20 protein-coding genes are annotated in these 23,534 nt (G+C 60.1%); 10 read left to right on the forward strand and 10 right to left on the reverse strand.

Annotated elements, in window-relative coordinates; all coding sequences use genetic code 11:
- The first annotated feature begins 61 nt into the window (after positions 1 to 61).
- Complete coding sequence (locus AC07E3_RS13285; RefSeq protein ID WP_007007928.1) at positions 62 to 277, forward strand: DUF2842 domain-containing protein; 216 nt, start codon at positions 62 to 64, stop codon at positions 275 to 277.
- An 81-nt stretch (positions 278 to 358) separates the two neighbouring features.
- Positions 359 to 1,543, forward strand: coding sequence for a GNAT family N-acetyltransferase (locus AC07E3_RS13290; protein ID WP_478362484.1), 1,185 nt, complete (start codon positions 359 to 361; stop codon positions 1,541 to 1,543).
- Positions 1,544 to 1,574: 31 nt separating this feature from the next.
- On the opposite strand, the gene AC07E3_RS13295 is transcribed toward AC07E3_RS13290, so the two are convergent.
- A complete protein-coding gene (locus tag AC07E3_RS13295) occupies positions 1,575 to 3,743 on the reverse strand; it encodes a GumC family protein (protein ID WP_478362486.1) in 2,169 nt (722 codons plus the stop codon).
- A 236-nt stretch (positions 3,744 to 3,979) separates the two neighbouring features.
- Here AC07E3_RS13295 and AC07E3_RS13300 point away from each other — a divergent pair, with 236 nt between their 5' ends.
- From AC07E3_RS13300 to AC07E3_RS13330, 7 genes are all read left to right on the forward strand, one after another.
- A complete protein-coding gene (locus AC07E3_RS13300; protein ID WP_418792831.1) occupies positions 3,980 to 4,543 on the forward strand; it encodes a polysaccharide biosynthesis/export family protein in 564 nt (187 codons plus the stop codon).
- A gap of 28 nt (positions 4,544 to 4,571) precedes the next feature.
- Positions 4,572 to 5,714, forward strand: coding sequence for a glycosyltransferase family 4 protein (locus AC07E3_RS13305; protein ID WP_478362489.1), 1,143 nt, complete (start codon positions 4,572 to 4,574; stop codon positions 5,712 to 5,714).
- Between the two features lie 100 nt (positions 5,715 to 5,814).
- On the forward strand, positions 5,815 to 7,350 hold the full coding sequence (locus AC07E3_RS13310; protein WP_478362491.1) for an undecaprenyl-phosphate glucose phosphotransferase: 1,536 nt from the start codon (positions 5,815 to 5,817) through the stop codon (positions 7,348 to 7,350).
- On the forward strand, positions 7,347 to 8,594 hold the full coding sequence (locus AC07E3_RS13315; RefSeq protein ID WP_478362493.1) for an O-antigen ligase family protein: 1,248 nt from the start codon (positions 7,347 to 7,349) through the stop codon (positions 8,592 to 8,594). The genes AC07E3_RS13310 and AC07E3_RS13315 overlap by 4 nt, the downstream gene beginning before the upstream one ends.
- A 123-nt stretch (positions 8,595 to 8,717) precedes the next feature.
- Positions 8,718 to 9,137, forward strand: coding sequence for a hypothetical protein (locus tag AC07E3_RS13320; RefSeq protein WP_336065352.1), 420 nt, complete (start codon positions 8,718 to 8,720; stop codon positions 9,135 to 9,137).
- A 98-nt stretch (positions 9,138 to 9,235) separates the two neighbouring features.
- Positions 9,236 to 9,661 (forward strand): plastocyanin/azurin family copper-binding protein, encoded by a 426-nt coding sequence (locus AC07E3_RS13325; protein ID WP_478362495.1) that lies wholly within the window; start codon positions 9,236 to 9,238, stop codon positions 9,659 to 9,661.
- On the forward strand, positions 9,658 to 10,350 hold the full coding sequence (locus AC07E3_RS13330; protein WP_478362497.1) for an RNA polymerase sigma factor: 693 nt from the start codon (positions 9,658 to 9,660) through the stop codon (positions 10,348 to 10,350). The genes AC07E3_RS13325 and AC07E3_RS13330 overlap by 4 nt, the downstream gene beginning before the upstream one ends.
- 528 nt (positions 10,351 to 10,878) lie before the next feature.
- On the opposite strand, the gene AC07E3_RS13335 is transcribed toward AC07E3_RS13330, so the two are convergent.
- From AC07E3_RS13335 to AC07E3_RS13345, 3 genes are all read right to left on the reverse strand, one after another.
- Positions 10,879 to 11,187 carry a hypothetical protein gene (locus AC07E3_RS13335; protein WP_478362499.1) on the reverse strand — a complete coding sequence of 103 codons (309 nt, stop codon included), beginning with the start codon at positions 11,185 to 11,187 and terminating at the stop codon, positions 10,879 to 10,881.
- A gap of 164 nt (positions 11,188 to 11,351) precedes the next feature.
- On the reverse strand, positions 11,352 to 11,624 hold the full coding sequence (locus tag AC07E3_RS13340; protein WP_478362501.1) for a hypothetical protein: 273 nt from the start codon (positions 11,622 to 11,624) through the stop codon (positions 11,352 to 11,354).
- Positions 11,621 to 12,415 (reverse strand): glycoside hydrolase family 108 protein, encoded by a 795-nt coding sequence (locus tag AC07E3_RS13345; protein WP_478362503.1) that lies wholly within the window; start codon positions 12,413 to 12,415, stop codon positions 11,621 to 11,623. Before AC07E3_RS13345 ends, AC07E3_RS13340 begins: the two co-directional genes overlap by 4 nt.
- A 952-nt stretch (positions 12,416 to 13,367) precedes the next feature.
- Here AC07E3_RS13345 and AC07E3_RS13350 point away from each other — a divergent pair.
- A complete protein-coding gene (locus tag AC07E3_RS13350) occupies positions 13,368 to 14,435 on the forward strand; it encodes an acyltransferase family protein (protein ID WP_478362506.1) in 1,068 nt (355 codons plus the stop codon).
- On the opposite strand, the gene AC07E3_RS13355 is transcribed toward AC07E3_RS13350, so the two are convergent.
- From AC07E3_RS13355 to AC07E3_RS13380, 6 genes are all read right to left on the reverse strand, one after another.
- Complete coding sequence (locus tag AC07E3_RS13355) at positions 14,401 to 17,181, reverse strand: hypothetical protein (protein ID WP_478362508.1); 2,781 nt, start codon at positions 17,179 to 17,181, stop codon at positions 14,401 to 14,403. The two genes, AC07E3_RS13350 and AC07E3_RS13355, sit on opposite strands and share 35 nt — an antisense overlap.
- Positions 17,182 to 17,710: 529 nt before the next feature.
- Positions 17,711 to 19,897, reverse strand: coding sequence for a phage tail protein (locus AC07E3_RS13360; RefSeq protein ID WP_478362510.1), 2,187 nt, complete (start codon positions 19,895 to 19,897; stop codon positions 17,711 to 17,713).
- The gene (locus tag AC07E3_RS13365) at positions 19,894 to 20,298 is read right to left on the reverse strand and encodes a DUF6950 family protein (protein ID WP_478362512.1); all 405 of its coding nucleotides are present in this window, start codon (positions 20,296 to 20,298) and stop codon (positions 19,894 to 19,896) included. The genes AC07E3_RS13360 and AC07E3_RS13365 overlap by 4 nt, the downstream gene beginning before the upstream one ends.
- The gene (locus AC07E3_RS13370; protein WP_478362514.1) at positions 20,295 to 20,864 is read right to left on the reverse strand and encodes a transcriptional regulator; all 570 of its coding nucleotides are present in this window, start codon (positions 20,862 to 20,864) and stop codon (positions 20,295 to 20,297) included. Before AC07E3_RS13370 ends, AC07E3_RS13365 begins: the two co-directional genes overlap by 4 nt.
- Before the next feature lie 3 nt (positions 20,865 to 20,867).
- On the reverse strand, positions 20,868 to 21,590 hold the full coding sequence (locus AC07E3_RS13375; protein ID WP_478362516.1) for a hypothetical protein: 723 nt from the start codon (positions 21,588 to 21,590) through the stop codon (positions 20,868 to 20,870).
- Positions 21,590 to 23,257 (reverse strand): phage tail tape measure protein, encoded by a 1,668-nt coding sequence (locus AC07E3_RS13380; RefSeq protein ID WP_478362518.1) that lies wholly within the window; start codon positions 23,255 to 23,257, stop codon positions 21,590 to 21,592. Before AC07E3_RS13380 ends, AC07E3_RS13375 begins: the two co-directional genes overlap by 1 nt.
- Positions 23,258 to 23,534 lie beyond the last annotated feature (277 nt).

The raw sequence follows: 23,534 nt of genomic DNA on the forward strand, positions 1-23,534 counted from the left end.
TGGGGCCTGCGATTGCATCGCGTCTCCGAGCGTTTTATGAAGCGCGCGAAAGGTATTTTTCATGCCCGTACGTCTTCGAAAATTCATCGGCATGGTCGCGCTCGTCGCGCTTGTGGCCGTCTACGCCATCCTCTCGACCGCGATCGCCGTGGCGCAACTGGCCGAATCCGGCCCGCTGGTTCACCTTGCCTATTTCTTCCTGTCCGGCCTTCTGTGGATCATCCCGGCGATGTTCATCATCCGCTGGATGATCGGCAAGCCCGAGGGCGGCGCCTGATCCGTCGATCTTTCTTTCACCTTTTGTCGGTATTCAGAAGCAACGCTGCCAGAGGGGCGGCTTTGACGACTGCGATGAAAGATGACGTTTGCAAAGCAGCCAGTAAGGGTGTCTGCCACCGGCGGTAACGCTGAGGAAGGCCTCGGCGTCGAGGTCCGCGACGCCAACGCTGTGACGCTGCAGCGCTATCGCGAAGACTGCGGCGATGCCCGCTTCATGCCTGCTCAAAGCCCCGATTGGGTGGTGGCCTGGGCGAAGCATGCACCGCACCCTCCCATTATCGCCCGGCTTTGCGACGGGGACGGCCACCTGATGAGCCTGGCGCTCGAAGTTGCCCGACAGGGCCGCTTTGGCGTTGCCCGCTTCATCGGCGACCGCCACGCCAATGGCAATTTCCCGGCACTGAACCGCAGGGTTCGCGACGGATTGCCCGGCTCACACCTTCAAATGCTGGTCGACGCTATCCGTCATGCCCGGCCGGATATCGACCTGCTGGTGCTCGAGCGGCAGGTACGCAACTGCGGAGATCAGACCAACCCGCTCTCTGGCTGGCCCCACGGCGACAGCCCCAACGTCTCGCTCGCCGTCGACCTCGAAGGCGGCTTCGACGCGGTTCTCGAACGCTCCAGCGGAAAGCGGAAGCGCAAGCAGCATCGCTCGCAGGCGCGCAAGCTCGAGGCGGCGGGCGGCTATGAGCGCCGTCTGGCAGGCTCACGTGCCGAGGCCGAGGCGATGCTGGACGCCTTCTTTGACATGAAGGCGCACCGCTTCGCGCTGATGGGCGTTCAGGACGTTTTCGCGCCTGACCGCGTAAAAGCCTCTTTCCGTACGCTCTTCGGCGATGCGGCGGAGATGCAGAACCCGGGCTTTGTGCTTCACGGGCTGGAGGTGGCCGGCAGGCTCCGCGCCGTGACCGGCTCGAGCCGCGTTGGCGAACGCCTGATCTGCGAGTTCAGCTCGTTTGCCGACGATGAGCTGAGCGAAGCGAGTCCGGGCCGTTTCCTGTTTTACGAAAACATCGAGGACGCCTGCTCACAGGGGCTGAAGATCTATGATTTCAGCGTTGGCGACGAATATTACAAACGACTGTGGTGCGATCTGGAAACCATCCAGTTCGACACGTTCGTGCCCCTGACGGCGAAAGGCCGCGCCGCTGCGCTGACTCGCGCTGGCATCGCCCGCGCCAAGCGCCTGATCAACAACAATCCCAGGCTCTGGGCAACTGCGAAAGCCGTTCGGCGCCGGCTGGCGCTGCTGCGTGGCTGAACCGGGCTCAGGCCGCGTCGCGGCACCAAGATCAGGCCGCGTCGCGGCCGGGCGGGGCCGGCGGCATGCGGTGGCCAGCCGGTGAAACGAGGATCGGGGCATCGACGCCGCTTTCACGCAGGTCGTCAAGCATCTCGACCGCCATGTCCCCCTCCTCCGGATCGACCATGCTCACCAGAACCTCGGTGTCGGAAGACAGGAGACGCCGGATATCCCGGGCATCTGATGGACCACACTCGACAATCACCACATCATAGGCGGCCGACAGGGATTCCATGATGATCGGCAGCCGGTCTGCCGCCCGCATGGCGCGTTTCGGATCGGCCGTTCCGACCGGAATGATGTGGCACTCGGAAAAGAGGTCCGTGTGGATCACATCGGCAAACTGCGCTTCCGAGGCGAGAAGGTTTGTAATACCGGCATAGGCAACGCTTTCGAGCATCGGCAGCGACGCAGCGCCTGAAGCGGTGAGGTCGAGCAGCAGAACGCGCAGGCCGGAATCGGCCACGTCCCGCGCCACCAGAACCGAGGCCGCCGCCGCTTCATCGCCCTCCGGTGAGATGAACAGGGCGCGGCCTGCGCCACCCGCCACCAGCCGTTCCGACGCCTGTTCAATGTCGATCTCGCCATAGCGCACCGGTTGCACGGGTTCCCGCCGCGTCTCAGGTCGCTTGGGAAAGATCGGTATGTGCGCCCTTTCGGCGTCCAGATCCGTGAGTTCCGGCTCGTCGGAATGGACCTCCATCAACGGCTCCGCGCGCGGCATTCGCGCCGTCGCGGGCACCGGAGCCGGGACACCCGCTGTCGGGCGCATGGCCCGGCCGCTGAAAAGCTCCTGCAGGAGCGTCATGACGGCCATGACCAGAAGCGACGCGACAAAGGCCGCCACCGTGATCGGCAAGATCTTTGGGAAATAAGGTTCGCTCGGGGTGATGGCACGCGAGAAGATGCGTACATCTGCCGGCAGGTAATTCCGGTCGCTGCGCGACGCGGCCTCACGATAGCGCGTCAGATAGGATTCAAGCAGTTCGCGCTGGGCGGCGGCTTCGCGTTCCAGAGCCCTCAGCTCCACCTGTTCTTCTTCGGCAAGCGCGGATGCGGATTTCAGGCGGTTGAGTTCTGCGGTCAGCTCTTCCTCACGCCGCTCAGCCGTCGCTGCCTCGGCCTCAAAGCTGGCAAGCACCTTGTTGGCTTCACTCCTGATCTGCGCATCGAGATCGGCAAGCTGGGACCGCAGCGCGCGAATGCGCGGATGATTGCCGAGCAGCGTCGTCGAGAGATCGGCGATCTGTGCGTTGAGCTCCACCTGTCTTTCGCGCAGGCGCTGGATGAGCGGCGACGCCATGACTTCGGGCAGCGTTTCCACCGAAGCGCCGCTTTGAAGCGCACTGCGAACCGAAGCGGCCTGTGCCGTCGCCGCAGACCGGTTCGCGCGGGTGCGGGAAAGCTCGCTCGAAAGTTCGGCAAGCTGTTGTGTGGCCAGGACGGTGTTGTTCTGGCCAAGCAGAAGATCGGACTGCGCCCGGTATTCGGCGACACGCGCTTCGGCTTCCTTCACGCGCTCGCGCAGATCCTGGATTTCCGGCTCGAGCCACTGGGTTGCACTGGTGTTCGACTGGAGCTTTGCATCGCTCTGCACCGCCACATATGCGTCGGCCACGGCATTGGGAATTTCAGCCGCGAGCTTGGGATCTTCCGACGAAAACTCGATGACGATGACGCGCGAATTCTCCACACGGTAGACCGTCAGGCGCTCGCGGAACGCGCGCAGAACCTTTTCTTCCGCCGTTCCTTCAACAGGAGCACTTTTGAGGCCGGCCATCTCAAGCAGACCGGACAGAAGGGAACCACCGTCACCGGCAAACTCGCCGCGATTGGCAAGATTGTAGTCCTCGGCCACGCGCGTGAGAATTTCGGTGGAGGTGATCAGCTCGACCTGGCTTGCCACCCCCTCACCGTCGAGGATCGGACGATCACCGTCATTCACGCCCTGCGGGCGGGTGTAGATGGATTCTCGGGTCTCGATCAGCAGGCGTGTCTGGGCGCGATATTGCGGCGTCACCGCATAGGTAACCGCAAAAACCAGTCCCGTGATGACGAGTGCGGCGAAGAGAATGCGTGGCCATTTTTGCCGGACACTGGCAAAAAGCCGGCCCAGGTCGACATCCACGTCACCATGCGCGATCTGATCGCTGTTCATCCAGTTGGCTCCCAATCTGCTCGACGCCAAGGTAAACGGGCATAGTAACCAGCCGGTTAAAGCTTCGCGCCTGCCGCTAGATTGAAAAAGCATGCGCGTTATGGGGGTATAAGGCGCAACTTTACCCGACATTAACCCTAACGGATGGATAAAACGAGCATGGTGCCTGCTTTCGTGAAGATGTCGAAGACAGATCACGGGCGGGACTGGATGACGTCAGAGGTTTGCAGTCGGTCATGATGAAAACAGCCAAACTCCTGCCAGTGCTGGCAGCTTTCGTCCTTGCTGCGGGCTGTTCGGGATACCGCCCGGCGCCGGCGGCATTTCACGAAGCGCTTTACCAGCCCTATGTGCTCGACGCTGGAGATTCACTGCGTGTCACCGTTTTCGATCAGGACAACCTGACCAACACCTACAGCGTCGACCAGGCCGGTTACATCGCATTTCCGCTGATCGGTTCGGTTCCTGCCCGCGGCAAGACCTCAAAACAGGTTGAACAGTCCATTGCCGGCATGCTCAGGCAGGGTTATCTACGCGATCCGGATGTATCCGTGGAGATCGACCGCTACCGCCCTGTCTTCGTGATGGGCGAAGTCGGAGCGCCCGGACAGTATTCCTATGTTCCAGGCATGACGGTTCAAAAGGCCGTGGCCGCCGCTGGCGGTTTCAGCCCGCGCGCCAACCAGAACAATGTCGACATAACCCGCGATATCAACGGCAAGGTCATGACCGGTCGTGTCGTAACGTCCGATCCGCTTCTTCCCGGTGACACGGTCTATGTCCGCGAACGCCTGTTCTGAAGCGCATCCTCCAATAAGGGCCAAGGCCGTGCCGACCGGCGAAAAGCTGAGGATCGTCCATTGTTTTCGCTCTCCCGTTGGTGGAATTTTTCGCCATGTTCGTGATTTGTGCGATGCGCAGCGTGCCGCCGGGCACGAGGTCGGCATAATCTGCGATTCCACCACGGGCGGGGCGTATGAGACGAACCTCATCGCGGAACTGGAACCGCGTCTTTCGCTGGGGGTGAAGCGGACGCCCATGCAGCGTCATATAGGACTTGGCGATCTGACCGCTGCGCGGCGCGCCTATGGCGTCGTACGCGAGATGCGTCCCGACGTCCTTCACGGTCACGGCGCCAAGGGCGGCGTCTATGCACGCGTCTTCGGCACCCTGATGCGATTGTCCGGCCAGAGGCCCGCACGCATCTATTCCCCCCACGGCGGCAGCCTGCATTACGCCGCAGAGACCGCCACCGGTCGCTTCTTCTTCTCGATCGAGCGCATGATGGATCGCCTGACCGATCACATCCTGTTCGTTTCGGACTATGAGCGGCGCACATTCGAGCAAAAGGTCGGCGTTCCGCGCGCGCCCTTCACGCTCGTCTATAACGGCCTTACCACTGACGAGTTCGCCCCGGTCCAGACGATGCCGGGCGCGGCCGATTTCCTCTACATCGGCATGATGCGCGACCTGAAAGGCCCCGACCTTTTCATCGATGCGCTGGCGCTGGCGGAGAAATCGCTTGATCGCAGCCTCACCGCCGTCATGGTTGGAGACGGCGACGATCTCGGGCGTTACAGGCGCCAGGCGCAGGATCTTGGATTTGGCGACCGCATCCGCTTCCTGCCGGCCATGCCCGCCCGCGATGCGTTTTCACTGGCACGAATCATGGTGGTCCCCTCGCGCGCCGAGGCCATGCCCTATATCGTGCTTGAGGCACTGGCGGCAGGCCGCACGCTGATCGCCAGTTCGGTGGGCGGAATTCCAGAGATCTTCGGCGAGGATTCCCCTGCCCTCACGCAGCCGGATTCCGAAGCCATTGCCGCAAAAATGCGTCTGGCATTATCCGATCAAACAGCCTTTCACGCGATCATGCCGTCGCGCGATGATCTTCGAACGCGCTTCGGTGCGGACGTCATGGCCGCAGCCATAGAGACTGCCTACCGCGCCAGCCTGAAAGCAAATCGTTAAGCAAGAAAACGAGCATTTCCGGCAATCCGTTGCCTGAAACAGAATCTTAGCCCCCTCCCACTTATGTTGCGGTCGCAAAAGTCAGGGGGCATTGCCGTTCATGAACCAGATCGACCCGAAGCGGCTCCAGACGTCGAGGGCACCGCGAAAGCCGGGCATGCTGAAGGCGGGAGACGAGCAAAGCAGGCTCAATCCCATCGCCTGGCAGGTCGCACAGCAATACAAGCGCGAAACCATGTCGCCGGTCATGGTTCTCGGCGTCATGCGTCTGGTGGAATTCTCCATGCTGCTTTTGAGCGGCTTCGTTCTCTACACACTCTATGTCGGCCTTTCGCCGTTTCTCTTCTGGCACTACATGACCGTCATCGGCGGCGGCTCGGTCCTCATGGTAGTGCTTTGCGAGTTCACCAGCTGCTATCAGATGCGCGCGCTGCGCAATCCCACCGGGTCCATGGGGCGGGTGCTGGTTGCGTGGATGGCCACATTCGCGGCCCTGGCCCTGACGGGCTTCTTCCTGAAGATTTCCGACAGTTTCTCGCGCTTCTGGCTCGGTTCCTGGTTCGTGTGCGGGTTTGGAGCCCTTCTTGTGCTGCGCATCACCATGTCGCAGCTCCTACGCCGCTGGGCTCGCAATGGCACGATCGAGCGCCGCGCGGTCATCGTCGGTGGCGGGTCCAATGCCGAACAGCTCATCCGCTCGATCGAACAGCAACCCTACAACGACATTCGCATCTGCGGTCTGTTCGACGACCGCGACGACCTGCGCTCGCCACCCGTCATCGCCGGTTATCCCAAGCTCGGCACCATCACGGAGCTGGTGGAGTTCACCCGCATTGCCCGTATCGACATGCTGATCGTCGCCCTTCCGATCTCGGCTGAAAAGCGTGTTCTATCGCTCCTCTCGAAGCTCTGGGTGCTGCCGGTCGACATTCGGCTGTCGGCCCACGCCAACCATCTGCGCTTCCGGCCCCGCGCCTATTCCTATATCGGCTCGGTGCCGATGCTCGACATTTTCGACCGGCCCATCAACGACTGGGATTCGGTTGCCAAGCGGGGTTTTGACATCCTCTTCAGCCTGATCGGCATCATCGTCTTTTCACCGATCATGCTTGCGACGGCCATCGCCATCAAGCTCGACAGCAGGGGGCCGGTGCTCTTCAAGCAGTTGCGGCACGGCTTCAACAACGAACCGATCGAAGTCCTGAAGTTCCGTTCCATGTATGTCGAGCAATGCGACCCGACCGCGAAGGCGGCAGTCACCAAGAACGACCCGCGCGTCACGCGTGTCGGCCGCATCATCCGCAAGACCTCCATTGATGAGCTGCCGCAGTTCTTCAACGCGCTGTTTGGCAGCCTCTCCCTTGTCGGTCCACGGCCGCATGCGGTAACGGCGCAAACCCACAATCGTCTCTATGAAGAAGTCGTCGACGGTTACTTCGCCCGTCACAAGGTCAAGCCGGGCGTCACCGGCTGGGCGCAAATCAATGGCTGGCGCGGCGAGATCGATACGGACGAAAAAATCCGCAAACGCACGGAATACGACCTTTACTACATCGAGAACTGGTCGCTCTGGCTCGATCTCAAGATCCTGTTCCTGACACCGATCAGCCTGTTCAACACGGAAAACGCCTATTGAGCCTGCTCGCTTACGATAGACCGCCGCCGGGCCTGCCCCGCGCCGCCGTTGACGCCAAGCTGGTTTCACTCATGAAGCTGGCGGCGATCGGTCTTGGCGTTTTTCTGTCCGGCTTCGTCATTCGCGAACCGGCCCCCTATGAGCTCTACATGGTCGGCCTTATCGCCGTCTGGGCGCTGGCGGGCCTCAGGATATCGCGGCGTGTCGCACCGCTTCTGGCGCTGCTCATCGCCTTCAATATCGGCGGTCTCATTTCGCTCTCGCAGCTGGCAGATCTCGGCACGATCCCGCTCTATATTGCGGTCTCTCTGTTTCTGGCGCTCACATCCGTGTTCTCTGCCGCGATCGTCGAGGCGGAGGCCGAGCTGCTTTCCGTCGTTTTCCGCGCCTGGGTGGCCGCCGCCGCGATCACGGCTCTGTTTGGAATTCTCGGATATTTCAACGCCTTTCCGGGCGCTGCAATGTTCACCAAATTCGGGCGCGCTGCCGGCGTTTTCGAAGATCCGAACGTGTTTGGTCCGTTCCTGACACTACCGGCGATCTATCTTCTCTACCTGATCCTGACGGCGCGGCCGGGCATTGCCTTTCTTGCCGCGCCGCTGCTTCTCATCGTTACGGGTGGCATCTTCTTTTCCTTTTCGCGCGGCGCGTGGGGCCTCCTCGTCTTGACCTCGAGCCTTCTGGTGCTTGTCGTCTTTCTCAATGCCGGAACTGCCACCGCGCGGCTGCGCATCGCCGTCACCGCGCTTCTGGCGGTTGCCGGCATCGCGCTTGCCCTCATTCTCGCGCTTCAGATTCCCGCCGTATCGGAGCTCTTCACCCAGCGCGCTCAGCTCGTGCAGGATTACGACAGTGCCCGCCTTGGCCGCTTCGCGCGTTTCGGCATCGGTTTCGGCTGGGCCACAGAACATCCGCTCGGCATCGGCCCCCTGCAGTTCGGCCAGATTCTCGGTGAGGACACGCACAATATCTGGCTGAAGACGCTGCTGGATTATTCCTGGCTGGGTTTCGCGGCCTATCTGACGCTGATTCTGTGGTCGCTCGCGGCAGGTTTCCGCATCCTCTTCCGCCGCCGTCCCTGGCAGCCCCATCTGATATGCGTCTACATCGTCTTCGTTGGCCATGTGGCGCTCGGCACGGTGATCGACACCGATCACTGGCGCCATTTTTACCTGCTTCTCGGCCTGCTTTGGGGGATGATCGCGCTGGAACAGAAATGGATGGCGGCGCGCCGTCCACAATGACGACGCTGTTCCTGCGTCCCGGCTCCTGAAAAATTCAGTCAGCCGCGAACGTTTTTCGTTTTTGTGCATCCAACATGTCGAACGTCAGCACAAGGCGTTCCACATGAATGGAAAGGACAAACAATGAAATCGTCAGTTCTTGCACTGGTGACCACGATTGCGCTGACTTCCGTGCCGGCCCTCGCCCATGACGAGGAAGCCCTCAAATCCGCTCCTCCGGGGGAGCCCTATGTTCAGGTGAGCGACGTGCTGCCGCTGCCGGAGTTCATTCCCGGCCTCGGCACGCTCTTCGTCGACCCGGAAACTCTTCCGGCCGGGCCATTCCTTTCCTACGACCACGCAGGAAAGCTGTCCGCCACCGTCTACATGACGCCGCTTGAAGAGCTTGAGAACGGCACGGCTTACGAGGGGCTGGCTATCGGATCGCACACGGTGAGCAGTGCAGAGGTCTACTACAATGCAGGGCACCCGGGCGTCGACAAACCGCACGCGCATATCGTGCTCTATCATGATGGGGACGCCAGAACGCGTCTTGCCAAATGAAACCGTCACGTCGCAGATTCCTCCAGTTGGGGGGTGGCCTGGCGGCCACCCTCGCAACCGCACGAACGCTGCATTCAGCGCCGCTTGAAATCATCGAGATGCGCGGAACACCGCGTGGCGAACGCATCTGGTTTTCGCCTGTCGGGCTGGCCGTCGCGCCCGGGACGGTATTGCGGTTTGTCAATCGTGACCCGGTCAACAGCCATACCGCGACCGCATACCATCCTGAAAACTTCGACCGGAAGCGCCGCATTCCCCTCAAGGCATCCCCCTGGGACAGCGGCTTTCTCCTTCCCGAAGAGAGTTTCGAGGTCGTTCTGGATGTGCCGGGAGTGTATGACTATCATTGCATCCCCCATGAGATGGCGGGAATGGTGGGCCGCATCGTTGTGGGACAGCCGGGTACACCGGGGTTTGAAGATGCCAGCAGCGCGTCTGACGACCTGCCGCCCGGTGCCCTTGAGGTGTTTCCGGCAGTCCCGGACATTCTCGCTCGCGGCCGCATTGAGGGAGACGCCGGATGAGCGCTCAGGCTCAACGCAGAGCATCTGCAACACCCGGTCTGGCACAGAGTTCAGAGCGGCAGCTGGTTGCAGCTGCCCTTTCAAGGGACGAAGCAGCCATACGCGAGCTCATCCGCCGGATGAACCCGCGACTCTTCCGTGTTGCACGAGGCATCGTCTCCAGCGACGCTGAGGCTGAAGAGGCCGTGCAGGAGACCTATCTCTCCGCCTTCACGCGACTGGGCGAATTTCAGGGCCGGTCAAGCTTTTCGACCTGGGTCACCAGAATTGCCATCAACAATGCTCTCATGCTTCAGCGCAAAGTGCGGCCGCAGGAGGAATTTGACACCGTGAGCGAAGCATCAAATCCACAGATTGTGAGTTTTCCCGGATGCGATCTGAATGATCCCGAAGTCTCCACGGGACGTTCGCAGCTTCGCAGCCTGCTCGAACAGGCCGTTTCCAACCTGCCGGCCGATCTCCGGTTGCCGCTTCTGCTGCATGAGACGGAAGGGCTCAAGATTCGTGCGATTGCCGAGCTCCTGAATCTCAATGTGGTGACAGTGAGAACGCGATTATACCGCGCACGACGCCAGATGCGCACCGAACTCGAAGCGCAACTCGAGCGCGGTTTCGATTCGATCTTTCCATTCGACGGTGCGCGTTGCGCTGGAATGGCTGACCGCGTTGTCGCCAGGCTTCAGAACTAGAGCATTTTGCAGTCAGGTGGAATCACCTGACGTCCGCATAAATGCGGAGAAACAGATAGATAGAACGCAGCGGCATTTCCGTGAAACGATGATCCGCTCTAATAACCGGACCCCGGTTTTCGGTTATTCCAACGCTTCATCCACGTTGGATATCGTCCAGACAGCGCCCTATCCGGGAACGTTGTCCAATGGACGGCGTCTGGTGCAGTGGATGGCCGCAAAGAGCTGTTCAAGCGAACAGGACGTCGCATTCTTCCAGACCCTGCAACATCTTGAAGTGAAAAGAAAAATGGTCGGAGCGGCGGGATTCGAACCCACGACCCCTTGACCCCCAGACTTGGCGGCGAAGCGATTTCCCTCGTGACTTCAATGCCCTATTGGGGAGCAGTTTACATCAGCGACCACCTACCCCCCGTCGAAACCAAGGGGTGCCGCCGTCAAGTGTAAACTGAATTTGCCATCCCCAAACGCAAAAAAGAGCCCCGCCAGCGCGAGGCCAGCGGGGCAGTTGGGGAGAATGCGGAAAGATCAGGACGCAAAACCACCTTTGATCAGAAAGGCCACCACACCGGTGATGATGCCCCCGATAATCAGCCAGTTGATGTGAGACAGAGTTTTCTTGATGTCACCTACCGAGCTTTCCAGCCCGGAGAACCGGGTATCGATCCGCGCTTCCATCGCATTCCATTTCTCATCATGGCGCGCACTCTCGATCTCTCGTTGAGCCTTCCATGCTTCCAGATCGGACAATCGCCGTTCCTTGTCCGCCGAAGAGTGCTCGAGCGTGACAACGCGAGCCCTTATATCGTGATCCATGTCTGGTGCCTTTTCGGTCACGCCCCGCTCCTGTTCCAATGCGTTGCCTGTGGGGTGGGTTCAATTACCAGCAGCCCTGGCGGCTACCGAAGGTGTTGTGGGCGGCTACGTCCTGAGCGAAAGCCCTGTCGTTCTGGATCACGAAGGCCCGGGTCTCGGCTGAGGGTGACAGCTTTTGCCACCCATCACAGACCGAGGCCGGCGCATTCGTCTGGCAGGCCGCCAAGAGCCCGACAAAGGGCAACAGCATCCATGTCGCGGATTTCTTCATCGGTCGCATTCCTTTCGCGGAGAACTTCGACGGAACGGGAAAGGATCGCCTGCCTTTCCGACGCAGCGCCCCTGTGGTGGCCGTAGGAGTAAATCAGGGCCACAATGACGGAAGCGCCGACAACGACGGCCAGTGCCTGCCCCAGCTTCGAGAACAGGGCTTTGTAGACCAGACCGGCGCCGATCATGTGCCCTTCCCCTCGACCGCACCTTTGATGTCCCGAACTGCTGCCACGATCTGCGAGCGCAGGATCACCAGAACGAGAATAACCCCGACAAGCACACCGCCGCCCGCCGCTATCGCCTTCCAGTCCATGCCGGTCAGCCAGCCGAGCCCAAGGGCTCCGGAACCGAGAAGGCCGGTCAGCCACTGCCAGAAGCCGGACTTCTCTTTCACCTTCTGCTCGACCTCTGCGGGAACGGTGGGGCGCGGCACAGGCACGGGCACACGCTCAACATCTGCCGGCCGTCCGATCATGTTCACGGCATCCTTGCGCACATCGGCGACGCGACGCGACCAGCCTTTGCCGAACCTCGGCCAGTGCTTCAGCTTGCGCAGGAAGGCCATGCGAGCATCGCAAAGCCGGTTGATCACGTCTGCCGGCTCCATGCGCGAAACCGCAGCAATCGTCTTCGGCCCTACCCTGCCGTCGACATCCGCACCGACGATCGATTGCAGATACTTCACCGCCCGACTGGGGCCGGAGTTCACCGCGAAATCGAACACGGCATAGTCGATACCCGAAGGCAGTGCCTGGGCATTCACGGCCGCCCAATAGTGGCGATAGTAGACTGTCGCGATCTGCTCGTCGGAAATCGCTTGCAGATCGGCCTTAGTGCCATCCGCTTTCACATAGCGACGGAAGGTCTGGAGCGTGACGCCTTTCATCGTTGCGCCGCCCGGATCGTCTGGATGATCAGCCCATCCACCCTCGTGCTCAAGGACGAGCGGAAGCGCCCGCGCGAAATTGCGGTCCATATCGTTTCCTTTCTGGTGAAGAGCCCATGCGAAAGCGCCGCGTCGTTAAACACGGTTGAATTCGCAACTGGACGAAGGTTTAATTACTTGCTTTGGTTTATGCCGTTGCTCTGGCCGAGAGCGCCCCTGCCGGAATTTGTGTCCACCCAACACTCGCCGGCAGGGGTTTCTTTTCAGGTAGCTAGTGCTACGCTCATTGAGCCTTGTTGGGCCAATCCACTGATTGGGGCATAGCCAGTGGTGCGGTCAATCAGGCATACCTCTGCTGGCCGCCTCCGATTGCTAACTTGGCCGGCAGGGGTTTTTCATTTCAGATTGTCGGTGTTACGGTTATTTCGCTCTCCCCCACGAGGGCACGGCTTCCCGTCGGCTCACACCTCGGAAGCGACTGTCCGCCGGCAGGAGGCCACTACTTCATTCCCCTTTGGGCCATCGGCACTTTTACGAATCGATAACCTGACTGTCGGAGAATTGCCTCGCTGGCGCGTGTCATGTCGGGCATTAAGCCCATCATTCAACACGTAAGCCCCGCGCGCCAGCATTGTAAAATCTAGCGTGATCGCACCGGTCACGTGGGGGAAAGCAATAGATATGGAGAGCCATGGACATTTGGCTTTACATGCTCGCTTACATCATCGGCTGCGGCGTGCTCATTCACATCGTCATGAAGGTCATTCGTCACTTCGGGCGCGATCCTGACGACTGAATGGTGCGATCCCGTAGCTGGCTCCTATCAGTTGCAACAGCTACATTCGGTTGCCAGCGGGCGAATATTCCCCCTTGAGCGCCCCAAGCCTTAAGGTGTGAACCCCAACAATTCGCTCGTTGGCGCTCATGGCCATCCTCTTCAATTGATAAAGATAGAGAGAGAGGCTAGGTAGGAGCGCATGGGGTCTCCGTGTTGGCAGGCTCGCCGAATTCGTGTAATCGGCTGGCGAATAGGAGGGGCCGAATGCATACGGTTAGCCGCGAAGATTTGATGTTGCTCTTTCGAGCAGTTGCCACACTCGCAGTATTGTTCGGCCACTCTGCGGCATTCTTTGGGGGGCTTAATTTCACGCAATGGCCCAACATGTTCTACATGCAGAGCATTGCGGTTGTAGTGTTCTTCGCTCTTTCTGGCTGGACAATTGCCTGGGTGATCGACAACAGCCGTGGTGAGGGGCTGGCGGGCTTCACGAGATTTGCGTTCAACCGGTATGTCCGGCTCGCCATCCCTCTGCTTCCGGTGTTGATCTTGTTCGCTGTGGTCGAGTTCTTCGTGTATGGCGATGCGCACCCCGCAGCACGCAAGTTCAACGCTGCAAGCTTTCTCGGAAACTTGGCGTTTCTGCAGAACATGGAAGTGCCGGGACCGTGGCAAACAATTCCACCATTCGGCGTGAATAGCCCGCTTTGGACGATATCAATCGAGTTCTGGATTTACATAGCGTTTGGCGCTGTCGCCTATGCCTGCCGGTCCTTCTCATGGGCACTCCCCGTGATAACCGGTGCAGCCCTTTATCTTTTACAGCGCTATGTTTTTGGAGGACATGGAGCTGGATTGCCGCTTATCTGGATAGCCGGTGCGATTTTTTATCACGCCACGAAATCGCGCACAGACACCAGAAGCATGAAGTTGGCTTTGTTGGTGCCGTTGGCCTTTGTCCTTGCTGCGCTCGCGTTCGGCGATTTTGCAACCAAGAGCTACAATATGGCATATAACTCGATGATCTTCATCGCGTTCGCGCTGTCATCGATTATTCTTACGGGTTTACAGGTGCCATTTTGGGCAATGCGCGGGGCGACCTGGTTTGGCGGCTTCGCCTACACCACCTACCTGATCCACTACCCCATCATGAAGATGCTGAATAACACCGGCACGGTTTCACGAAGCATGTTGGCAACACTTCTAGTGCCGGTGCTGTGCCTGTTCGTGGCATGGCTTGTAAGCCTGCCGTTTGAACAGCGCTACAAGACGATCCGAGATCAGATCTGGTCGTGGATCACTCGTAGCCGATCACTGTATAGTTCCATGTGACAGTCGCGCCGCGTCGGTTTGACACGTACATTTGACCGTCACTGCCGATGCCAACATTGAAAGACGCATCGGCACCGCCGCCAGCGGAAAGCGACCCCGCTGTAACACTCGTGTTTGCCGGAATGAGCGGGCCGGTTCCAACCTGCGCAGATGGCGAACCAGCCGGGTCATGCGTCCTGAAATCGAACATCATACGCAAGCCGGTTTGAAGCGACGAGATGATGACAATACCCGCGCGCGCTTTGAGAGGCACCGTTGAAAGCGCATCGTCTGCGGTAACAATCGTAACGCCATTGATGAATGGCGAACGTATCTTGTCATACTGGACCGAGCGCCCCTTGTGCCAAGCATCCGTAGTACGGCCTGTATCAAGGTCGTTTGCGCCGCCAACCGTGAAAAGCCGCTCTGGGGTGCCAGTGATTAGCGCCTGACTGTTGTGCTTACGGATTTCAATGTTGATATAATCATAAGGGAAACCATTGAAATCGTTGCCACCGAGGTTCGGCCCGATCACGCCATTAGACAACACGTCAGTCGTAAGCTTCCATGTGCCTGTGAGATAGGTGCGTGAAATCTGGTAACTATCATCCGGGTCAACCTCAGCCAAATAGCCAGCGGTGCCATAGTGCTTCATCTCAATGTCGAAGCGCTCACTATGGAGAATGTTGGTGTTGCCAGCATCCGTGTTCAACGCTTTCGGTCGTTGGACGCGTACAAGCTGATCACAATCACCGTGGTACTCGATGCCCTCGATATTAACATTGCGCCCCCAGCCCCACACAACAGCGCCAACAGGGCCAGAAAGGCCATAGGCAGCGGCGTTAGGTTCGCTCGGATAGCCAGGGGAGATGTCAGGGTAAGTGCTCTGGTTCTGGATTTTCCAGTTGCGCACGGAGAGGTTTTGCGCGCCGCCGAGATTGATGACCCCAGCCTTCATTTTCGTGTCGCCAGAGTCGAACAGGCGGTTGGGGTTGTGCCCCGAATTCCGCACACTCCAATTTTGCGCAATCGCGGTCATCTGCTCTGGGTCGCCGTCAGGGCCTGGAGCGGTTGTAGTCCCGGTGGCAGACAGCGCGCTCCCGACATTATCGCAGATGATGTTTGACATCACGATCTGGCGGTTCTCACGGGTAGGTTCTTCTGGGTCGCTGGCCGTCGGCACCGTCCCTGGACGTGCCCACAGGAAAATGCCTGTTCCGCAATTCTCGATAGATACCCCATCGATCAAGCAGCGCGAATGTCCCTGTTCGAGATTGATGGCCTTGGAGCCGTAGCCATAGGCAACATCGCGCTCCCATGGGAAGTTTTTGATGCGCCCGCCGATGATCTTCGTGTTGCGCGGTCCCCAGAATAGGACGAATGCGGGGTCATTGTAGCCGATACGCACCTGATCGCCATTCACCGGGACGCCGCCCCAGCCAACACCAGGTGTGCGCGTCTGGTCGATGATGATTGTCTTGGATGCCCCATCGTAATCGAGAACATAGGCCCATGACCCAAGCCCGGATGCGGCGCCGGTGGTGATCTCCACCACATCTCCGTTGAAATAGTCGTCAATAGAAGGCGCTGAGGCATCTAGAGCAAAAGTGTTCGCATCGACAGCCGACGCTACCGTCCCCTCGAAGATCGGATACCCACTCCCGTCAATATGGGGGTTGATGATCGTAATGTCTTTTCGGTCCTCAAGCGGTATCCAATTCGGACTGCCGTAGGCTGGGGCTGAACCATTGCGAAGGAACGCGCCAGTAACCGAACGCTTGCGCTGCCGGGTCCACGCGCCGGTCAGCCACTCGATCTCAGTTCCGTAGGGGATGATGTGTCCGCCGTAGAGGTCGAACGGCGCATCCATGATGATCTTGGCCCCGGTATCCAAGGACGCCTGCAAACAGTCCGAAAACGCCGGGGAGCTGTTGAACCCTGGATTGCTCACCGCATCCTTCGCCCCAAACTGCATAGGTGAAATCGTGTTGGCCTTGGGCGGGAGCTGGATAATGGCGCGAACGTTCTCGACCGTCTCCGCTTCCAACACCTCCAAACCAGCCGTACCCGGATTAACGCCGTTCAGATCGCCCGCATTGCCGGTGCGCGAAAACAGGAAAATCAGCCGCTCCGCATCGGTGAATGTGGTCGCGCCGCCCTGGCTGGAAACTGAGAGCTTCACATAGCCCGTGGCATCGGTAACGCCCGTGACATTGAACGCGGCCTGCGTCTCGCTGTCCGGCGCCGTGAGGATCAGATAACCCTTGTGCGAGCTGGTGGAGCCGGCAAGCGTGGCGAGGAAGCCGGAGAGATCGTCTCCGTACCGGTTCGACTTCGAGACGAAGAGCTGCGTCGCGGCGGAAAGATCGGCATTGTTTGCGCGGATCAGACCGGTGCCGGGGTCCGCATCGGCTGTTCCAGCGTCAAATCGATAGGCAACGCCGCCGATGTCGCCCTGTGGGCCTGCCGGAAGGTTGCGTTCCTTCGTCCACGATCCGGATCCGGAAGCACCCGACTTCACATAGATGCCGTTCAGCTCATCCGTGTCCGCCACCACCCACGCAACGGTGCCGTCGTCATGAGCAAGATCGGCGTCCAGATCGGCCTTGGTCGCATAGGCCAGATTGCCCGAGACCATCGCATAGTAAATCGCCCGCTCGACCTCGGCAGACCAGACCTGCACCTCGCCATTGATCACCTTGCGCAGGTTGCCGGCGGCGTCAGTAGGCGCAAAAATATCAACGCCCCGCTTGGTAAAGACGGTCATGAGTATCTCCGATTTTGGATAGGCTTCGCCGGCCGAGCAGATGCACTGCGCGGGGCGGATCAGTTCACGATGGGTGTGGTCTCGACTCCCGGTAGAGCCTCTGCTTCATTTGAAGGCGCTAGACAGGGAGGGAATGAATGGCTGCCGCACAATCCATTGCTGGAATTGACGCAATCCTTAGAGGGGCAGAGATGCAACACTTGCTGGTCATCATGATCCAGCATGGATTGCCGAAGGAAACTGCGGCTAAGTACGCCGTTGATCTCTCTGAATTTGCTCGGGGGATCGAGATCGGTCCCAACTCGAGCCTTTCCCACTACATCGACGCACGCGCTCGGCAATATGAGGACATAGCAAGTTCCCTTCTAGGAGGGCAGTTTCTGCCTCGCGACCCCACATAGCTGCCAACTCTCTAAACGACATATTGGCAATCATCGCATCGCGTTCTGCTCTGGTCTGCATCTGGGTTCCTCGCATGCTTCGCCGGCCGAGGCGCGCGGGCCGCGGTGGCTGGATCAGGGATCAGGAATTACGGGTAGTAGGGTGCGCTGCGGGTGCCGTTCGACGTGACAGCCAAAAAGCGCCGCTCTTCGAGTTCGGGATCGTCAACCGGCGGCGCGACCACCGTCACATCTTCTCCGGGGCGCACCTGATCGTTGCTCGCAAGGTCTTCCCACGGTCCCCACGCACCTGCGCTAAGCGGGCGCGTGCGGTTCTGAAGAACGATTTGCACCACTTGGATGTCCTTCGTGCCGAAATACTGGGGTTGAAGGAGGCTCCCATACATCGCAGGCGGATTTGGTAGCGTGTTGTCGATGCTGGCTGGTCGCAGTTCCTCCGGATCGGAAAAGTACGAGGCATCGCCATCCCCATTGAACCAGCGAACGCGGAGATCAGTATCCTTGCCAAGCGCATTCACCGATGCGCGCGCAAACCAGACTGACGCTGGCCTGTCGGAAAACTCGCCTTCGCCCTTCGGTCCAAAATCATCCCACTCCGTCATTCCCTGCCACGGGTCCGGAAGACCGCCCGTATAGACCCGATAGCTTGCCTCTGCGGTAGAGCCCCCGGAAGGGTGCGTATACTGGAGGCGAAGCTCATAGGAGCCGCTCGGATACTGAACGAGAGCAGCGTCGAGGATGTCCGGCGTGTCCAGATCGCTTTCATACTGCAGGTTCGGCAGGGCTTCCGGCGCCGACGCTTCCATCGTCGCCGGGTTCCACGGATTGTCGATCAGTTCGGCCGGCCAGACGGTAAAGGGTATCTCCACCTGTCCGCGTTCGTCGTCGCATCGCGGCGGCGCGATCTTGCAGACCGGCGCTTCATCGAGGTCGGGCAGCACGATATTGGCATAATCCCGCCCCCACAGGGCTAGTCCCGCCATGTTCGTGTTGGCAACACCGGTGTCGCCACGTGCCTGGAGAAAGAGCCGTCGCGCAATGCGCTGCGCCTGGCTGGCAGACGGGCAGAACGGAAGCTCGATGTCGTAAATCTTCTCGCCGTAGCGATCGATCTCATCCTGCATACGCGCCCACGCGATGCCGGTCATGTCGATCTCGGCCATCTCATAGCCGCGCTCGGCCGAGTAGTAGGTGATCCGGCAGACATTCGGGCGCTCGGCGGCTTCCGGCCCGGAGCGCCACGAGAAGTTGACGAGGTGATCCTCGGTCAGCGTCAAGTCTGCCGTCGGCGCATCTTCGATCAGGCCGATGCGGATCAATCCGGCATCGCTGAGTGTGACCTCGCAGCCGATGCTTTCCAGAACCTGTTTCATCGTATCGCCGCGCTTGGCCTCGGAGAGCCACACACCGGAGCACTGTGATCGCGGTTCCGTCCCGGTCAGAGTGGCAACCAGGGCATCGGCCCTGTCCGCTTCGTCCGAGATAAAGTCCCAATCGAAACTGTCGACGGTGAGATCGGGATACGAAAGCATGATCCGGGCAGCACAGAGCGGCCCGTTCATTGACCATACCCAGGTATTGGGATCGTGAGGGTCGGCGCCCGGAACGCGAGGGTCATAGACCGTATTGAAACGTCCGGTCAGTGCCGGTTCCGGCTCGCCCCCCTGAAACAGCTTGCCGAACTTCTCGGTGTAGATGCCGGGCGAAACGTATTTCACCAGCGTCTGGGCAATGCCACGGACACGATGGCTGGACGTCCAGAGGTTCGGAAAGGCCGAGATCAGTTCCGGCCATGCGGTTTCCGCGCCGGTGCCAGGCTTGGTCTTGATCGTCACCCATGATCCGCCAGACTTGGCAAAAGGCGGCGATGACACATAGCCGGTATCGCTGTCGACAACGACCTCGCGCCCGCCAAGCAGATACTCTTCAATGGCGACCAGCGGCCCCTTTGCCTGGCAGACAAGACGGTAGCGATCCTTGTTCCGCGTGTTGCCGAAGGCCTTCAGTCCACCCAGGCGGCAGCGCCCGATAGCGTTCACCTCGGAGTTCTCCGGCGATGCCTCGAACGTGTTCTTGTACTGGCCCGGATCGATCTTCTGGTTCTTGGCAAGTGAAGCCGAGACCAGCAGGGATGCCCCGATGCCGACGGCATAAAGGCCGATCTGGGCAGCCGTCACCAGCGCGCCGAAAGAGAAGACCGCGCCGAGCGGACCCGCAAACAGGAAGAAACCGATGCTGATCGGGTCCGCAGAGGCGTGCGCCGTCATCGCCAGATACGAAGCCCCAGCGCTCAGAACGAATTTCCAGAGCTTCATGGTGTCGCGTAGACCTTCACAAACTGCCGAACCGGCCCGAAGGGATGCCAGCTGCCATTGTCTTTGCGGATGATGAGGATACGCCCTGCCCCGCAGATGCCGCCGATCAGCCCATATTTGCGCGTATCGATGATTGCGACATCACCCACTTCCGGGTCGCCATAGCGCTCCATGGCCCCCGCCTGCGCCGCGATGTCATCCCACACCGCATCGAGCCCGCCCATGCGCTTGATGATCGCGTGCGCCTCGTCTCTGGACGAATAGGCAGGCAGTTCGACCTTATTGCCCGTCTCCTCGCTCCACCAGAGCGCCGGCGCGGCAGAACAGTCGCTTTCACCCCAAACCGCGGGAGCACCATCAAAACGTGCCAGGAAGGCGCGGAGACGTTCAGCGCGGTTCATTCCCACTTCTCCGCAACCTTCACGCCGACAAACTGGAGGCCCTTGTCGCCGGGATAGCGCCGTCGCTGATCGGCGTCGTTCCACTTTCCGCCGAACGGAAAGTTCTGCGCCTCCCAAAAGGACTCCACGGTCAGCCCCACATAGCGCGTGCCCACGCCCTGTCGGTGCAGGGTCGGCGCAGACATCTTGCCGGGAAACATGTTCTTGAAAAGCTTGATCTGCCCCGTCTCGGGATCGACCGCCCCGAACCGAAGAGTGGCTGTTCTGCCCTCGATGGAGCGAGCGTCCCGCTTCACGCTCTTAAAGAACTCGACATTGACCCCGCTCAGGATGATGTCGACCTTGGCTGCCTGCCCGAAGCGCGGATCCTCGACGGCGGAAATGCCGACCAGCAAGCCGCCGACAGGATCGGTCACACCCACATAGGTCTGCCCCTCGACCGCGACCTCACCCACACCATTGTGCAGGTAGCGAATGCCGGTCGGGAGATCGAACTCGCCGAACCAGGCGCGCGTGACATGATGACCGGAAAGCCAGTCCATGTCCGCTTGCGTGAACTCTGCCATTGATCAATCCGCGAAATATTTGCGCACGTCGTAATCGAGCACTTCGATCATCGTGACCTGAAGAGTATCCGCCACCACAAGTCCGCGCCCCGCGCTGGCGGCGTCCTCCCCTTCAAGCCGCAGTGCTAAGGTCGGGTTCAGTGTGGCGAAATCGTCAGTGGTGATCGCTTTTCGAAGCGGCGGCCAGATCCGATATGTTCCGGGGCTGATCACTTCAGTGACGAGGTAAAGCCCGAAATGAAAGGGGAAGAAACCGAGATAGTCGCCGCCATCCAGTTGGTGCCCCCAGAAGCTGTCGACCAACTTGATGATGGTCGCATTCTTGGCCGCATCCTCCGCCACAGCGACATTCGGCCGGCTGGTGGCCCAGTTCTGGTTATTCGACCAGGGCTCACCGTTCGACCACGGCTGCCCGGTCGCGATCTCGAAGTTGGAGGCATCAACCCCCGCTTCCTGGAAGGTGATCGCATCCGGGTCGTAGAACGGCCAGCGTGTCGCATTGGCCCCACCATGGAGCGCCGTGATCCATTTTCGATACTGCCGGAACTCTGTGCCACGCATGGCGTGGAAGGCAAAGCGAAAGCGCCAGAGTCCAAAGGCTCCAGCAACACTCTGTACGAACCCGCTGATTGACTGGTTCTGCCCTGCGTTGATGGCGCGCGGGCCGGACAGCGGCTCAATCGAAACAAGGCCCAGCCCATCCGGGCGGCTGATCAGTCGTGCCATTAGGGCCTCGTCCCCCGAACGTCACGGGTGTTGGTGCGGGCGTCGACCCGACGATTGAAGTTGCGGTCCATCTCGGAAAGTCCGCGCTCAAGGCGTGCAATCGCTGCCTGATCCGCACCGCGCGCATCGATGTTGTAGGTCGGCGCATATCCGCCACCACCGCCAGCATCCTGCCCCGGCTTTCTGATATCGACGGTTTCGTTCGGTGATGCCTTGAACGCGACCAGTTGGCTATCGATGCCGCCAGAGCCGCCGACGCGGAACGAGCCGCCATTGGCAAATCCGACCAAACCGCCGAGCAGGCCTTTCAGAAGACCACCGAAGATACCGCCGCCAAAGTTCATGTTGGAGAGGATTGAGGAGGCCACAGAGCGAATGGCGTCGAGCGCCACGTCCTTCCATTCCCGCGTGCCCTTGATGGCTTCTGCGATGCCGGAACCGATCCCCTCGAACGAACCCGCGATGCCATCGGCCGCCGCACTTGCAATCCCCTTCACACCATCGGCCATGCTGGTCATGCCGTTGTGCAGCCCCTCCATGATGTTGACGCCGATCTCGTACATCACCCGTGAAGGGGATTTGATACCAAGCACCGAACGAAAGCTGCCGGCCACATCGGATGCGAAGCCGGTGACGCTACTCTTGACCGCTTCCCATTGCGATTTGAGACCGTTCCAGAGCCCCTGAACGATGTCGACACCGATCTGGTACATTTGGCCGGGCAGCGCCACGAACGCCGCAAGGATATCTGCAGCGAACCGCGTTGCCTGAATGGCCGCATTGCGGAGGTCTTCACCGAACTGGCGAATGGATTCGCGCGTTTCGACAAGCCAGCGGGCAGCATCGGCAGAACCTCGCCCCATCGCGGCAAACATATTCGCCGTATCGACCGCGAACTTGACGATCCCGTCGCTGTTGTCGACAAGCCACTGACTGAACTCTTCGAGGATCGGCAAGAGTTGCTGCGTGATCTTGGCCGAGACGGCGCCGAACGTTCCCGTAAGGCGGGCCATATTGTCGTTGAAGGCCTCGGCGCTGGTGCCCATCTGCTGGGTGAACACCTGGCCGAATTTATCGGCCTCCGAGGTAAGCTGCCTGATCCCCTCCGACCCACCAGCAAGGAGCGAGGCGAGCTGCGGGCCGTAACGCTCACCGAAGATTTTGCCCGACAACGCCGCCTTTCGCGTTTCGTCATCGACGCTCTGGAGCGCGTCAGCGACTTCACCCATGAGCTGGGTGGAAGATTTGAGGCGACCGTCTGCATTCGCGACACTGACGCCGAGCTCGGCAAACGCATCCTTTGCGGCACCTGTCCCGTTCGATGCGTCATAGGCATTCTTGTTCAGCGTCCGCAGCGAGTTGCCGAGATTGCTGAACGAGACACCCGAAAGATCGGCCGCATACCTGAGACGCGACAGTTCCTCAATGGGAACCCCGAAGCTTCGACTGGCCTTTGCCATTTCGTCGGCGCTGTCGATGGTACCCTTGACCATCACGGCCAGGCCACCGGCCGCAGCCGTCGCGGCAGCACCGGCAGCAAGCAGTCCGGTCTTTGCCATCTTTCCGAACTTCTGAAGTCCGGATTCCGCCTTCTTCAGCCCCGTCGAGAACGCGGCGGTATCAATGCCGAGGTTGACCCGGAGGCTGCCAATCACCCCTTGCGCCATGTCTACCTACCTTGCCGCTTCATCTTCGGAGCATTCGCGAGCCACGCCCTGACCTCATCCACTTGGACGGGCCTCATGTGGCGGCTTGCGCGCTTCGGACCTTCATCGAGAACGTTCTTGAGCTTCGGCATCTTCTTGATGCGCTGGAAGGCCGCTGTGTGCCACGCCTGCGACATCAAGAGATTGCCGTCGCGCCTTCGTTTTTCGTTGTGGCCGGCGAGAACGTTTTGAATTTCGCGGAGAGACAGGCCCCAGAAGTCCTGACCGTTCCCGCCGA

This window comes from Nitratireductor lacus, from assembly GCF_056431025.1.